Consider the following 14,396-nt stretch of genomic DNA (forward strand, 5'->3'; position numbering starts at 1 on the left):
TCGTACCGGCGCGTCGGGCGGTGTTAGTTACCGCATCTCCTGCGCCGGAGTGACGCCAAGAATACCCAAGCCCGCTGAAATCACAACAGAAACGGCCCGGGCCAATGCGATTTTTGATTGGCTTGTGGCAACATCGCCATCCTGAATGAATCGCAGTTGCGTTTCATCGTTGCCCTTGTTCCAGAGCGCGTGGAAGTCACCCGCCAGCTCATACAGGTAAAAGGCAACCCGATGCGGTTCATTGGTGCGCGCGGCGATTTCGACCAGACGCGGCCATTCTGCCAGCTTTTTAGCGACCGTCAGTTCCGAGGCATGATCGATCTTACCCAGGTCAGCACCCTTGAGGGTCGCATCATCCGTAGCGATATCCGCCTCGGCGGCACGGCGCAGCACGCTCATGACACGGGCGTGGGCGTATTGCACGTAGAACACAGGGTTCTCGCGGCTTTGTTCCAGCACCTTGTCGAAATCGAAGTCCAGCGGCGCGTCGTTCTTGCGGGTCAGCATCACGAACCGGGTCACGTCCGGGCCAACCTGATCTACCACATCGCGCAGAGTGACAAAGTTCCCTGCCCGCTTGGACATCTTGAACGGCTCGCCATTCTTCCACAGCTTTACCAGCTGCGTCAGCTTGATATCCAACGGCACCTTGCCATCGGACAGGGCCGAAACAGCTGCCTTCATCCGTTTGACATAGCCGCCATGGTCCGCACCAAACACGTCGATCAGCGCATCAAAACCACGGGTCACCTTGTCATAGTGATAGGCGATATCCGGGGCGAAATAGGTCCAGCTGCCGTCTGACTTCTTAACTGGGCGGTCGACGTCATCACCATGCTCGGTCGATTTGAACAGGGTTTGCTCGCGCGGCTCCCAATCCTCGGGCTTTTTACCTTTGGGTGGTTCCAGCACGCCTTCGTAGATCAAGCCCTTATCGGTCAGGGACTTAAGCGCAGCCTCGATCTTTCCGGTGCCATAAAGCGATTTTTCGGAAAAGAACACATCCATCTCAACACCCAACGCCTTCAGGTCGGCGCGGATTAGATCCATCATTGCGTCCGTCGAAAACTCGCGCAGCTCTTCCAGCCAGTCGCCTTCCGGTTTGTCGATCAGGCTGTCCCCGTATTTCTCTTTCAGCGCCTCACCGATCGGGATCAGATAGTCACCGGGGTACAGCCCCTCGGCAATCTCGGGGCTCAGCCCGTTGGCCTCGCGATAGCGCTCATACGCGGACCGCGCCAGTACATCCACCTGCGCGCCCCCGTCGTTGATGTAGTATTCACGGGTCACGTCATGGCCCGAATACGCCAGCAAGCTTGCCAGGGCGTCACCGAACACGGCACCACGTGTATGGCCCACATGAAGTGGCCCAGTGGGGTTGGCCGAGACATACTCGACGTTCACTTTCTGGCCATGCCCCATGGACGAGCGGCCATAGTCAGTGCCCTGTTCCAACACCGCTGCCAACACACCCTGCCACACCGATGCCGCAAGCCGCAGGTTCAAAAAGCCCGGTCCGGCCACTTCGGCACTGGTGATCCGGTCATCCGCCGCCAGCTTCCCAGCCAACAAATCGGCAATGTCGCGCGGCTTCATCTTGGCCGGTTTCGCCAGCACCATCGCGGCGTTGGTTGCCATGTCGCCATGCGCCGCATCGCGCGGCGGTTCGACCGCCACGTTGTCAAAACTCAGCCCCTCGGGCAATGCGCCTTCGGACTGCATCTGTGCCAGCGCGTCCAACACGAGGCCGCGGATCTCGGAAAACAGGTTCATTTCGGATGTCCTTTTGCTTGCCCGGCGGTTTACCACGCAAAGCGGCAAGGTCAATGGAAGCGATCAGTTTGGGCTTGGATTAGCGGTAGACTCAGCTAACGTCGGTGGAAATTCAAGCCGGAGACACCCCTATGCGCTTTGCCCTGCCCATCGCCTTCGTTCTGACCTCTGCCCTGCCGCTTTGGGCCGACATGCCTGAACCGCAAGGCCATGTACTTTTGACCCTTGGCGGAGCGGTCACGGAAACCAACCTGCCAGCCCGCGGTGAAAACGATGGCGGTCTGCTGGGATATTTGGAGGTTCAGCACGACGGAGCCGCGGGCTTTGATGCGGCCATGTTGGACGGACTGGAGCAGGTTGAAATCACTATTCCTTACGGCCCGGAAGACAATAAGAGCGACATCGCCTTTTCCGGGCCACGCCTGTCGGACCTGTTGATCATGGCCGGGGCCGAAGGGAAAACCGCCAAGCCAATGGCCATGGACGGCTATCAGTCTGAAATTCCTTGGGACAGCATCACCGCCAATCAACCCATCGTCGCGACCCATGCCGACGGCTCACCGATGGGTGTTGGCGGCTATGGCCCCACTATGATCGTCTTCCCCCCGACCGATGACCCCGACCTGGCCGCCGAACAGTCGGGCCAGCAGGTCTGGGCGCTGGCCTATATCGGGATAGAGTGATCAGGTACCAGCCAGCCTTGCGTGATCCTGCAGGGCAAATCGGTCGGTCATTCCTGCAATGTAGTCAGAGACAATCCGCGCCAGCGCTGTTTCATCGCTGGCCGCCTCAATATCCTCATGCCAGCGCGCGGGCATCTGTTTCGGATCGCTCATGTAGATTGGGAACAGATCTTCCACGACTTTGCTAACCTCGGCGCGCACGTCCATGACGCTGGGCGCGCGGTACATCTGCTTGAACAAAAAGGCGCGGATTTCCCTGAGTTGCGCCCACAAGCCACCCGAGAACTGGATCACCGGATAACCAAGATTGCGAATTTCCTCGACGGTCTCCGCGCCCGAACTCGTGATCAGCCCACGCGACGTGACAATCACATCGGAAACCATGACGCCGAAAACACGGCGCAGCGCCTCATGCCGGCGACGATAAGAATCCAAACCCGGATATCTCCGATCCACCTCGGCATAGCAGTCACCGACGATAGGCAATTGCCCGATTTCATCATCCCTGAACAGACCCGCCCTCAACCCGTCCAACAGGTCATGGTTGTTATAGGCTATGTCATCCGAAAGGGCGGCAACTTGTGCTTCGGCACTGGCATGAGTGTAAAGCTCAAGATCGAAACCCGCGTTACACTCGGCCAGCGCCCACGGCAAATCACCGGTGACCGGCCCGTTATGCTTGGCGATCCCCTCTAGGCACTCCCATGTCAGGTTGCATCCGTCAAATTCGGCATAGTGGCGTTCCAGCTTCGTGACGATGCGAATGGCCTGTGCGTTGTGGTCAAATCCGCCGTAAGGCTCCATGAGCGCATGTAGGGCATCTTCGCCCGTATGTCCGAACGGTGTGTGTCCCAGATCATGCGCCAACGCCACGGCCTCGGTCAGTTCGCCGTTCAAGCCCAAAGCTCCGGCGATTGTTCGCGCGACCTGTGCAACTTCGATAGAATGGGTCAGGCGCGTGCGATAGCTGTCGCCCTCGTGCTCTACAAACACTTGTGTCTTGTGCTTAAGCCGCCGAAACGCGCTGGCGTGAATGATCCGGTCCCTGTCGCGTTGAAAGCATGACCGGAAACTGCTTTCCTCCTCTGGCACAAGCCGCCCCCTGGCGCGGCCTGGGTTCGAGGCAAAACCCGCTATGTTCAAAGGCCTTGTCCTTGTCGCCTGTCCTTGCACTTTCTATATTGTAAGGCGTAAAGGAAATAAACCTTTGGAGTTTGGCATGAATCTGCCCCCCACAGTTACAGAACGCGCCTTTGAACGTCTCGCCGAGATCGGTGCATCCGATCAGGGACAAGCCCTGCGCGTCGCAGTGGAAGGCGGCGGATGTTCCGGATTTCAATACGAAATCGCGTTGGACGAACCGAAAGAAGACGACCTTGTGCTGGAAGGCAAAGGCCAGAAAGTGATCGTCGACGCGATTTCGTTGCCGTTTCTGGAAAACGCGGTGATCGATTTTACGCAGGAACTGATCGGCGCGCGGTTTGTGATCGAGAACCCCAACGCAACCTCTTCCTGCGGCTGCGGCACTTCATTTTCAATGTGACCTTGCCCTGCCCGCGCGGTTGAGGGATAGATCAACCGGCAGCCAGCCGGAGGATCGCGCATGAAAATCGCCACGTTCAACATCAACGGCATCAAAGCGCGAGCCGAAGCCCTGCCCCGTTGGCTGGATGACGCGCAGCCGGACGTCGTTTTGCTGCAAGAGATCAAGTCGATCGACGAGAATTTTCCCCGCGAGCTGTTTGAAGAGCGCGGTTACAACGTCGAAACCCACGGGCAAAAGAGCTTCAACGGCGTGGCGATCCTGTCCAAGCTGCCACTCGAAGATGTGTCTCGGGGCCTTCCTGGTGACGACGAGGACGAACAGGCCCGTTGGATTGAGGCGACCGTCATTGGCGAAAAAGCCCTTCGGATCTGCGGTCTGTACCTGCCGAACGGTAACCCGGTGCCGGGTCCGAAATACGAATACAAGATGTCCTGGATGGAGCGGCTATATGACCGCGCGCGCGATTTGCTGACGAGCGAAGAGCCCGCGCTGATGGCTGGCGATTACAACATCATCCCGCAGGCCGAAGACGCCAAACGTCCAGATGCGTGGCGCGAGGATGCTCTGTTCCGGCCGGAAAGCCGCGCCGCGTTTCGCAAGATCCTGAATCTGGGGTTCACGGAAGCGTTCCGCGCCGTCACCCAAGGTCCTGAGCATTATTCGTTCTGGGACTACCAGGCCGGTGCGTGGAACCGGAATGACGGGATCCGTATCGACCATTTCCTTCTTACGCCGCAGGCCGCCGATCTGTTGCGCGATTGCAGGATTGATGCCGAGATACGCGGGCATGAAAAGCCCTCGGACCATGTCCCCGTCTGGGTCGACTTGGACCTGTGAAACCTCAGGCCGTCGCGTCGTAGCTGTAAATCCAGTCGTATTTCCGGGACAATCGTGGCCCGACCGCCATCAGAGCCACCTGTGCGGCCAGCCGCATCGGGCCGCGCAGGTGGAAGTTTCGAGCATTGGCACCGGCCGCAGAAACCACACGCTGCGCCCTTCGGTGACGGCGGGTTTCATAGGTGGACAGCGCCTGCTCTATCCCGGATTGGTCTTCAAAAGATCGGTCCAGGACCCACGCATCTTCAAGCGCAAGACAGGCACCCTGCGCCATAAATGGGAGTGTCGGGTGAGCCGCATCCCCTAACAATGCAATGCGCCCGTTCTGCCAGCGTTCGGCGACGGGCCGCAGAAACAACGCCCAGATGTGGGGTTTCTGCACCTGCCCCAGAATTTCCCCGACCACGCCGCCAAAGTCGGAAAACCGAGCGCGCAGTTCTTCGGGGTCGCCGCGTCGGCGCCAGCCTTCTTCCTGCCAATCGGATCGTTCCTCGATCGCGACAACGTTCATCAGTGTGTGGTCGCGCAGAGGATACGTTACAACATGTCGGCCCGGTCCCATCGTCAGAACGGCGCAGGGTTTGTGATCGCGACGCGCCCAAGGAATCGTCGCCCGCCAGGCCACCTGATGGGTGAATTTCGGTGCTTCGGGCCCGTTCAGGTCTGCGCGGATCGTGCTTCGCCCACCGTCGGCGGCAATCGCACAATCAACGCGCCGGTCTGTACCATCTTCCAGAATAATCTCGGCTTCGGAGGGATGTTTGCGCACCTGCGCAACGCGTGCGCCCAGTCGAAACTCGACACCGTCCCGAAGCGCTGCTTTGTGCAGCAATCCCAGTAGGTCAGCACGATGGTAGTAGTAGGTGGGTCCAGCGGCCGGTGCCGGAATCTCACTGACGGATCGCCCTGCCCGATAGTCGCGCAGCACCGTTCCGTGGGACCGCTGGCCCCCCTCGGGTGTTTCACCCACAACGTTCAGGGCACGCAGTACGACCATTCCGTTGGCGCTGATCTGCAAGCCAGCGCCGACCTCGGTCAATTCAGCTGCCTGCTCAAAAACCACGACCTGAGCTCCGCGTTGCCGCAACGCCAGAGCGGCGGCGATCCCACCGATACCACCACCGATGATGCCAAATTTCAGACCGTTGATATTCATATCACTGGCTTAAAGCAAAAACGCCGGAGCAAAAGACCCCGGCGTTTGAGAATTCTGATTTTTCCAGCGATCAATCGTCGCGGTGGACCTTTTCGCGGCGCTCGTGGCGTTCCTGCGCCTCAAGCGTCATGGTCGCAATTGGGCGTGCATCCAGACGCTTCAGCGAGATCGGGTCGCCCGTCTTCTCGCAAAATCCGTATTCGCCTTCGTCGATCCGGCGCAGGGCCGAGTCAATCTTGGCCACCAGCTTGCGCTGGCGATCACGTGTCCGCAGTTCCAGCGCACGATCAGTTTCCTCGCTTGCGCGGTCTGCGACGTCCGGAATGTTGCGAGTGTTGTCCTGCAGCCCTTCGATCGTATCGCGGCTGCCTGCCAAAAGTTCAGTTTTCCAATCCAGCAGCTTACGACGAAAATACTCTAACTGCTTGTCGTTCATGAATGGTTCGTCTTCGGCTGGACGATAATCCTCTGGCAGAAATACTTCCTGCTTCATTTTTGCTCCCTCGGTGTGGCCTGCAACGCCGGTCACCTTTGCTTCACCTGACATGCGGCAATCCCCTTCTGCGGAGCGTTTATCCGACAGCGGGGGGAATGTCACTATGGAAACTTAGCCCGGCTGCGTGCTGTTTCAGGTCATCTAAATATGAGACTTAAAACAACAAATCCTTGTTTTTCTGTGAAAATTGACAGGCATTTTTTGGGCGTTCCCAAAATTGTCGTGCCCGATGCTAGCACCCGAATCAACCAAAGGCATTGGAGTCGCACGTCAATTTCGCGCTGCGCGACGTTGCGACCTGTCTTGTCAAATTTTTCACCCCGCTATAACCCCAAAGACACATGCCGCGCGATATTGAATGAGGGGCCCATGACCGCACGTTTCCAAGGTACAGCCGAATATGTTGCCACCGATGACCTGACAATTGCAGTGAATGCCGCCGTTACGCTGGAACGTCCACTGCTGGTCAAGGGTGAACCCGGAACCGGCAAGACCGAACTAGCCAGACAGGTAGCAGGCGCGCTGGGGCTGAAGATGATTGAGTGGAACGTGAAATCCACCACGCGCGCGCAGCAAGGCCTGTACGAATATGACGCGGTCAGCCGCCTGCGCGACAGCCAATTGGGTGACGAGCGTGTACATGACGTGTCGAACTATATTCGCAAGGGCAAACTGTGGCAGGCCTTTGAGACCGATGAAAAGGTCGTGCTGCTGATCGATGAGATCGACAAGGCCGATATCGAATTTCCCAATGATCTGTTGCAAGAGCTCGATAAGATGGAGTTCCATGTCTACGAAACCGGGGACACCATCAAAGCCAAAAACCGCCCCATCGTGATCATCACCTCGAACAACGAAAAGGAACTGCCCGACGCGTTCCTGCGGCGCTGTTTCTTCCACTACATTCGCTTCCCGGATGAGGCGACCATGCGCCGTATCGTCGACGTGCACCACCCGGGCATCAAAGATGCATTGCTGACAACAGCGCTGACCCAGTTTTACGAAATCCGTGAAACGCAGGGGCTGAAAAAGAAACCATCGACCTCGGAAGTGTTGGACTGGCTCAAGCTGTTGCTGGCCGAAGACCTGACGGCCGAAGACCTCAAACGCGACGGGGCCAATGCGTTGCCCAAGTTGCACGGCGCGCTGCTGAAAAACGAACAGGACGTTCACTTGTTTGAACGTCTCGCCTTCATGGCACGCAGCAAACGCTGAGAAATTTGAACACTTGGTGATCCCCGCTTGCCTTGCGGGGGGCCCGGTGTCAGCATTGGCCAAAAGGCCGTCCGACGTCGTCGGGCAGTTCGGCCTGACGACATAGGAGCCATTGCTTGTCTGACACCCTCAATATCCGGGCGCTGCTGCCCGAGGACCGCGCCGAATGGGCCGAGATGTGGCGCGACTATCTGGCGTTTTATGAAACGACCGTGCCGGATCAAACATATGACAGAACCTTCGCACGGTTGCTGGGCAATGATCCCAACGATTTTTCCTGCTTCGTGGCCGAAGCGGATGGTCATCTTGTTGGCCTGACCCATTACCTGTTTCACCGCCATGCGTGGAAAGAAGAAAGCGTTTGCTACCTGCAGGACCTGTTCGCCCGGCCCGAGGCGCGCGGAACCGGCGTTGGCCGCGCCTTGATACAGGCCGTTTATGACGAGGCCGACCGGAAAGGCGCGCCTTCTGTATATTGGCTGACGCAAGAGTTCAATCACACGGCGCGCAAGCTCTATGATCGGATTGGCAAGCAAACGCCCTTTATCCGGTATCAACGCCCATGATCAGGGTCGCTGCGGTCCTAATTGGCTTTGCCGTCGCCGGATGCACCGCGGTTACCCCCCCTGAACCGCCAACACGCGTTAAGGCGATCGAGGCAAACCTGCCGCCCGCCAAAGCGTTCACGTCGACCCGACCCAGGCCACCCGCCCGGTCGAACGCTAATATTGCAGCCGATTTCCTTTCTTTACACTTCGCGCTCGAAGGCGGCGCCACCCTGCCCGTCTTCACCCGGTTCGAGGGCCCTGTCACCGTTCGGCTTACGGGATCACCCACACCGTCAATGCAGCGCGATCTGACCCGGTTGTTGACGCGTCTGCAACGCGAGGCCGGGATCGACATTCGCCAGATACCGGATCGCCAGGCCAACATAACAATCGAAGCCGTCAGCCAGGAGCAGATCCAGCGCATCCTGCCGCAAGCCGCCTGTTTCGTGGTTCCCAACGCCTCAAGCTTTGAGGAATATCGACAAGATCGGCGCAAACGGAAAAGCAGCTGGACCGCGCTGCGTAGCCGCGAACGGCTGGGCATTTTCATTCCCTATGACGTGAGCCCGCAGGAAAAACGCGACTGCCTGCACGAGGAACTGGCACAGGCACTGGGGCCGCTGAATGACCTGTATCACCTGCCGGATTCGGTGTTCAACGACGACAACATCCACACCATTCTGACCGGTTTTGACATGCTGATCCTGCGCACGGCTTATTCGCCCCAATTGCGCAGCGGCATGACACGCGAACAAGTCCAGGCCGTCCTGCCCGGCATTCTCAGCCGACTGAACCCGCGCGGCGATACTTTGCCGACGCAACCTGTTTCAGACACACCGCGCGAGTGGATCAACGCCGTCCAAAAGTCGCTTGGATCAAGGCCAAGCACACGCAACCGGGTGAAAGCCGCGGAAAGAGCGGTTCAGATCGGGCAGGAACAGGGCTGGACCGACCATCGGCGGGCATATCCGCATTATATTCTTGGCCGCATGGCGCAATTCGACAATCCGCAAGAAGCGATCCGACACTACGAAACTGCCATGCAATTTCTGCGCTCTGCTCCGGGAACTGAAATCCATCAGGCTTATGTGACCACGCAAACCGCGGCCTTCGCGCTTTCACAGGGAAAAGGACCAGAGATTCTGCCCGAACTGGACAAGGCAATTGCTGTCATGTCGCGGGCTGAAAACGCCTCTCAATTGGCCACTCTGTTACTGTTGAAATCCGAAGCGCTCAATCAGGCCGGACGCTCGAAACAGGCACGTACCGTCAGGCTGGACAGTCTGGCATGGGCGCGATACGGCTTTGGCTCGGAAGTCGTGGTCCGGTCGCTGATGCAGGAAGTTGCCGAAGGTCCGTCCACCAACAACAGAGGCGGGTAACGCATGGTCGTAGTTTTGGGAATGGCGTTATTGGGGGCGATCCTTGGCGCGATGAAGGCTCGCAAACGCAATGGCAGCGGCGCGGATATTGCCCAATATGCGGCCGGTTACGGCATCGCATTTGCCATTGTAGGTCTGGTGCTTTCCCTGATCCTGGTTCGTTTGGTGGGTTAACGCATGTTTCTGCCCTTTTTCGAAAACCTCCGCAAAGCTGGCATTCCCGTATCACTGCGCGAGTATCTGACTTTTCTGGAAGGCATGAAAAAGGGTCTGGCGACCTATGATGTCGAGGCGTTCTATTACCTCGCCCGCGTGTCGATGGTGAAGGACGAGCGCAATATCGACAAGTTCGATCAAGCTTTTGCCGCCAGCTTCAAAGGTCTGGAAGAGATCAGCTTTGATCAGGTGCTCGAAGCTGTCGATATCCCTGCCGAATGGCTGGCCAAGATGGCCGAGAAACACCTTTCAGACGAAGAAAAAGCCGAGATCGAGGCCATGGGCGGCTTTGAAAAACTGATGGAGACGTTGCGCGAGCGTCTCAAGGATCAGGAAGGCCGCCACCAGGGTGGCAACAAGTGGATCGGCACCGCCGGGACGTCGCCGTTCGGGGCTTATGGCTATAATCCCGAAGGTGTGCGGATCGGCCAGAAGGAAAGCCGTCATCAGCGCGCCGTAAAAGTGTGGGACAAGCGCGAATTCAAGAACCTGGACGACACGGTTGAACTGGGTACGCGCAATATTAAGGTCGCGCTGAAGCGCCTGCGTCGCTGGGCCCGCGAAGGTGCGGCCGAGGAACTGGATCTGGACGGCACCATCCGCGCCACCGCCGAACATGGCTATCTCGACGTCAAAACCCGCCCCGAGCGTCACAACGCAGTCAAAGTGCTGTTGTTTCTGGATGTGGGCGGCTCGATGGATCCACATATCAAAGTTGTCGAAGAGCTGTTTTCCGCTGCAAGAACCGAGTTCAAGCATCTGGAATATTACTACTTTCACAACTGCCTGTATGAAGGCGTCTGGCGTGACAATCACCGCCGATGGGACCAGCAGACTCCGACCCACGAAGTACTGCGCACCTATGGTTCAGACTACAAGTGCATCTTCGTCGGCGACGCCTCGATGAGCCCTTATGAGATTGCCTATCCCGGTGGCGCGAACGAGCACTGGAACAAAGAAGCCGGTCAAGTCTGGCTGCAACGTGCGCGCGAGCAGTGGACATCAAACCTGTGGATCAATCCGGTTCCGGAAAAGTACTGGGAATACACCCATTCCATCGGCATGATCCGCGAGGTTTTCGAGGACCGCATGGTGCCTATGACGCTGGCCGGTTTGGAACAGGGCATGCGGGAACTGACCCGCTGACAATCAGATCTGCAGGACCGGCGCCCAGGCAATACGGAACGAAACCGCAAGGAAAAACAACACGCTGCCTGTCAGAACGAAGACATGCCAGATTGTGTTGTGGAACGGCAACCAATCCAGAAGATAAAAGGCGATGCCCGCGGTATAGACGATGCCTCCGGTGATCATCAGCGCCACAACAAGCTGCGACAAGTCGGCCAGCAGCGATTGACCCGCCCAAACGGACGCCCATCCCATCAACACATACAGCGCCAAACCAAACCAACGGAACCGGTGCGGGTCGATCATTTTCAGGATTGATCCAAGGGTCGCAGATGACCAAAGACCGATCATGAGTCCGGTCATTGGGGCACCGGAAAGTAAGATGAATGGCGTGTAAGTACCTGCAATTTTGACGTAAATCCCCGAGTGATCGAGGCGGCGCAGCAGCTCACTCCATCGATCAGATTGCACCATATTGTACAAAGCCGAAAACGACAGCATCAGTATGAGCGTGAAGCCGTAGACCGAGACCCCAAGAACAGCAGCAGGCTCGGTCCGGTATAAGGCGGTCAACGCGATCAGCGCCGGAACGGCAACAATAGCCGCTGCAACGCCAAGGACATGAACAACGCCATCACTGAAACGCTCAGCCCTGCTATAGGCCGGGCGGATATCGGCAAATGACCACATAATTTCAAAGTTATGGCGCAACCTGCCCTGCGACAAGTCAGGCAGCCGCGGTATTTCACCTGTTCACCTCAGTTTGATTGCCCTCAAGCGGGTTACCGGCGGCGATTTTCTTTTGCGCAGTGGGCCGTTGGAAGCAATGGACAACAATCTTGTTGTTAACGCGGAGTTTATGACACTGGGCCAGTTGCCTAATCCCCTGCCCGAAACCATATTTGTACCATGCTACGTCTTACCCCGATCCTGCTGGCGATCGCCTATGCCATTGTGATGTACCGGATTTCCGTCTGGCGCACCCATAAGGATTTGGATGCAAAGTCGACTGAGCTGGCCGACCCGGCCTTAAAGCGCATGACCGACCGGCTGGCTGCAGCGTTAGAGATCGACCGGGTGCCGGTCTACATCTACGAGATTGACCCAGTGAACGGTCTGGCGGCACCTGACGGTCGGATTTTCATCACGCGGGGATTCTACCGCAAATTTCGCAGTGGCGAGGTATCCGCCGAGGAAATGGCAAGCGTCATCGCGCATGAATTGGGTCACGTGGCACTGGGGCATGCCCGCCGTCGGATGATCGACTTTTCCGGGCAGAATGCGCTGCGGGCCGCTTTGATGATGCTACTTAACCGCTTTATCCCCTTCATCGGCGCGTGGATTGCAAATATGCTAACACACCTGTTGGCGTCGCGCCTGTCGCGCAGTGATGAGTATGAAGCTGATGAGTATGCCGCCGCTTTGCTAACCAAAGCCGGGATCGGAATCGGGCCGCAGAAGTCGCTGTTTCACAAACTGGAAGACCTGACGCAGCAGCGTGCTGGCGTTGTGCCCGCCTGGTTGATGAGCCATCCAAAAACAGACGAACGGATCGCTGCCCTGGAGGCATTACAGCAGCGTTGGAACCGTGGCTGATCTAACGGCGGCGAGAGGCCAGCTGATCGCGCTCTCCGGGAAAATTCTAGCCAGATGAAGCTGGATCCCGATTACGTAGAGAGCGCTTTGCCCAGGCGCGGGAGACGGGCTTTTTTCATCAGCGGGCGCAAGGTCCATTGGTCGCCCGACAGGCGGTTGGCCTCGGCCAGGACACGGTTGGCTGTGGCGCTTATGCCGTCGGGATCGGATTGCCAGAAGCCGTGCAGCAGATTGTCCGGATCACGGCGGTCCAGCCCTTCCTCGGACAGGATGTTTCGGGGAAAGTCCTTGGCGTTGACAGTGACGATCACGTCCGCCGAGGATGCAACGGCCGTTGCCAGAACGTGGATATCCGCGCTGTCCGGCAGCCAGAGCCGCTGTTCGACATTGGTTGCCGCAGGAAACTCGGTTTTGGGCCAATTGGCTTGCGCCAGTGCGATTTCGGCGCGTGCCTGAGCCTCGCCTGTTGGGCCCAGCTTACGGGCCGCACGCGCCCATTCCTCGAGGATGCGCGCCGACCACACGGGGGTAAAATGGCCTAGTTTGGCAGCGCCCAGCAGCATCTCTCGCATCACCGTGGGGTAGATGACGCAGGTATCCAGAACCGCCTTCAAAGTCGGTAGAACACGGCTTTGAGATAGCCGCTTTCCGCCAGTTGCGGCAGTTGCGGATGGTCGGGTCCGGCAAAGCCCGTATAGATCAGTTGCGCCTGTCGCCCTGCCCGACCGATCCCGCGAGACGACGAGTCGCGGAACCGCCCCAGATCAGCCGCGTGCGAGCACGAGCACAGGCCCAGATAGCCGCCGGGTTTGACCAGAGCTGCCGCCAAGCGGGCCACTCGTTCATAGGCACGCAGGCCCGCGTCCAGCGCTTGTCTGGAAGGTGCAAAGGCTGGCGGATCACAGATGACGACGTCGAACTGCGCGCCCTCTTCACCCAATTGGGTCAGGACCTCGAAGGCGTCGCCTTGGCGGGTTTGGAACGTGTCAGCAAAACCAGAGGCCTCGGCCCCTTTGGTCGCGAGATCCAGCGCGGCTGCAGATCCATCTACGGACAGCGCCTGCCCCGCGCCACCGGCCAGCATGGCCAGTCCGAAGCCACCCACGTGGCTGAAGACGTCCAATACCCGCGCGCCGGACTGCACCAGTCGCTTGGCGAAGGCATGGTTGGGCCGTTGGTCGTAGAACAGCCCGGTTTTTTGGCCGCCGGTCAGGTCGGCCATATACGTGGCGCCGTTCATCGGCACCGGCAGCGGTGCTTCGGGCGCAGTGCCACGCAGGGTGAGGTTCACATCATCCAGGCCTTCCAGCCCTCGGGTCCGGCCCGAGGCGTTTTTGAGCACGGTTGTCATGCCGGTGACAGTGACCAGAGCCTCGGTCAGAGTTTCCAGATGCGCCTCGGCCCACGCGGCATTGGGTTGGATCACACAGGCATCGCCAAACCGGTCGATGATGACACCGGGAAAACCGTCCGCTTCGGCGTGGATCAGACGATAATAGGGTGCGTCGAACAGGCGTTCGCGCATCTCAAGCGCGCTTCGCAGGCGGGTTTCGAACCACGCGGCGTCCAGTTGCACGTCCAGATCTCGGTCCAGAACGCGGCACATGATTTTGGAGTCAGGATTTACCGCAACCAGTGCGATGGGCGCGCGTTTATCATCCTCAAGCACTGCCAGTGCCCCTGCCGGGATTTTACGCGTCCGGCGATCCGTCACGATGTCATTGGCATACACCCACGGAAAACCGTGGCGCAGGCCACGTGCGTTGGCTTTGGGTTTCAGGCGGATACGGGGGTGATCGGCAGTTTGGGTCATGACGCCC

Annotated in this window: 16 protein-coding genes; 9 read left to right on the top strand and 7 right to left on the bottom strand. The window is 58.5% G+C overall.

Going from position 1 to position 14,396, the window contains the following annotated elements:
- Nucleotides 1-27: 27 nt before the first annotated feature.
- Complete coding sequence (argS, locus tag AC2FID_RS11455; RefSeq protein WP_496836895.1) at nt 28-1,773, bottom strand: arginine--tRNA ligase; 1,746 nt, start codon at nt 1,771-1,773, stop codon at nt 28-30.
- A 131-nt stretch (nt 1,774-1,904) separates the two neighbouring features.
- Here argS and AC2FID_RS11460 point away from each other — a divergent pair, with 131 nt between their 5' ends.
- Nucleotides 1,905-2,456 (top strand): putative pterin-binding protein, encoded by a 552-nt coding sequence (locus AC2FID_RS11460; protein ID WP_496836897.1) that lies wholly within the window; start codon nt 1,905-1,907, stop codon nt 2,454-2,456.
- On the opposite strand, the gene AC2FID_RS11465 is transcribed toward AC2FID_RS11460, so the two are convergent.
- Entirely contained in the window at nt 2,457-3,599 is a 1,143-nt protein-coding gene (locus AC2FID_RS11465; RefSeq protein WP_496836899.1) for a deoxyguanosinetriphosphate triphosphohydrolase, read from the bottom strand. It abuts the gene before it with no gap.
- 76 nt (nt 3,600-3,675) lie between these two features.
- Between AC2FID_RS11465 and AC2FID_RS11470 the strand changes: the two genes are divergently transcribed.
- Both AC2FID_RS11470 and xth read left to right on the top strand, forming a co-directional pair.
- Nucleotides 3,676-3,999 (top strand): HesB/IscA family protein, encoded by a 324-nt coding sequence (locus tag AC2FID_RS11470; RefSeq protein ID WP_496836901.1) that lies wholly within the window; start codon nt 3,676-3,678, stop codon nt 3,997-3,999.
- A 60-nt stretch (nt 4,000-4,059) separates the two neighbouring features.
- Entirely contained in the window at nt 4,060-4,839 is a 780-nt protein-coding gene (gene xth / locus AC2FID_RS11475; RefSeq protein WP_496836903.1) for an exodeoxyribonuclease III, read from the top strand.
- Nucleotides 4,840-4,843: 4 nt separating this feature from the next.
- Here the strand turns inward: xth and AC2FID_RS11480 are convergent, their stop codons facing one another.
- Together AC2FID_RS11480 and dksA are read right to left on the bottom strand one after the other, a co-directional pair.
- Nucleotides 4,844-5,995, bottom strand: coding sequence for an FAD-dependent monooxygenase (locus tag AC2FID_RS11480; protein WP_496836905.1), 1,152 nt, complete (start codon nt 5,993-5,995; stop codon nt 4,844-4,846).
- A gap of 70 nt (nt 5,996-6,065) precedes the next feature.
- Nucleotides 6,066-6,488, bottom strand: coding sequence for an RNA polymerase-binding protein DksA (dksA, locus tag AC2FID_RS11485; protein ID WP_496837187.1), 423 nt, complete (start codon nt 6,486-6,488; stop codon nt 6,066-6,068).
- Nucleotides 6,489-6,860: 372 nt separating this feature from the next.
- Here dksA and AC2FID_RS11490 point away from each other — a divergent pair, with 372 nt between their 5' ends.
- The 5 genes from AC2FID_RS11490 (at nt 6,861) to AC2FID_RS11510 (ending at nt 10,998) form a co-directional block, all read left to right on the top strand.
- The gene (locus AC2FID_RS11490) at nt 6,861-7,706 is read left to right on the top strand and encodes an AAA family ATPase (RefSeq protein ID WP_109311345.1); all 846 of its coding nucleotides are present in this window, start codon (nt 6,861-6,863) and stop codon (nt 7,704-7,706) included.
- Between the two features lie 176 nt (nt 7,707-7,882).
- A complete protein-coding gene (locus AC2FID_RS11495; protein WP_496837188.1) occupies nt 7,883-8,272 on the top strand; it encodes a GNAT family N-acetyltransferase in 390 nt (129 codons plus the stop codon).
- The gene (locus AC2FID_RS11500) at nt 8,269-9,636 is read left to right on the top strand and encodes a DUF2927 domain-containing protein (RefSeq protein ID WP_496836907.1); all 1,368 of its coding nucleotides are present in this window, start codon (nt 8,269-8,271) and stop codon (nt 9,634-9,636) included. The genes AC2FID_RS11495 and AC2FID_RS11500 overlap by 4 nt, the downstream gene beginning before the upstream one ends.
- A 3-nt stretch (nt 9,637-9,639) precedes the next feature.
- The gene (locus AC2FID_RS11505) at nt 9,640-9,810 is read left to right on the top strand and encodes a hypothetical protein (RefSeq protein ID WP_186437468.1); all 171 of its coding nucleotides are present in this window, start codon (nt 9,640-9,642) and stop codon (nt 9,808-9,810) included.
- 3 nt (nt 9,811-9,813) lie between these two features.
- Nucleotides 9,814-10,998 carry a vWA domain-containing protein gene (locus tag AC2FID_RS11510; RefSeq protein WP_058274514.1) on the top strand — a complete coding sequence of 395 codons (1,185 nt, stop codon included), beginning with the start codon at nt 9,814-9,816 and terminating at the stop codon, nt 10,996-10,998.
- 3 nt (nt 10,999-11,001) lie between these two features.
- Here AC2FID_RS11510 and trhA read toward each other — a convergent pair whose 3' ends face one another.
- A complete protein-coding gene (trhA, locus tag AC2FID_RS11515; protein WP_496836910.1) occupies nt 11,002-11,670 on the bottom strand; it encodes a PAQR family membrane homeostasis protein TrhA in 669 nt (222 codons plus the stop codon).
- 219 nt (nt 11,671-11,889) lie between these two features.
- Between trhA and AC2FID_RS11520 the strand changes: the two genes are divergently transcribed.
- Nucleotides 11,890-12,576: a M48 family metallopeptidase gene (locus tag AC2FID_RS11520; protein ID WP_496836912.1), complete on the top strand. Its 687-nt coding sequence runs from the start codon at nt 11,890-11,892 to the stop codon at nt 12,574-12,576.
- A 71-nt stretch (nt 12,577-12,647) separates the two neighbouring features.
- Here the strand turns inward: AC2FID_RS11520 and AC2FID_RS11525 are convergent, their stop codons facing one another.
- Nucleotides 12,648-13,190: an RSP_2648 family PIN domain-containing protein gene (locus AC2FID_RS11525; protein WP_496836914.1), complete on the bottom strand. Its 543-nt coding sequence runs from the start codon at nt 13,188-13,190 to the stop codon at nt 12,648-12,650.
- Nucleotides 13,187-14,389: an RSP_2647 family RNA methyltransferase gene (locus AC2FID_RS11530; RefSeq protein WP_496836915.1), complete on the bottom strand. Its 1,203-nt coding sequence runs from the start codon at nt 14,387-14,389 to the stop codon at nt 13,187-13,189. The genes AC2FID_RS11525 and AC2FID_RS11530 overlap by 4 nt, the downstream gene beginning before the upstream one ends.
- Nucleotides 14,390-14,396 lie beyond the last annotated feature (7 nt).

The sequence above is a fragment of the Ruegeria sp. CDSC068 genome (assembly GCF_059610545.1).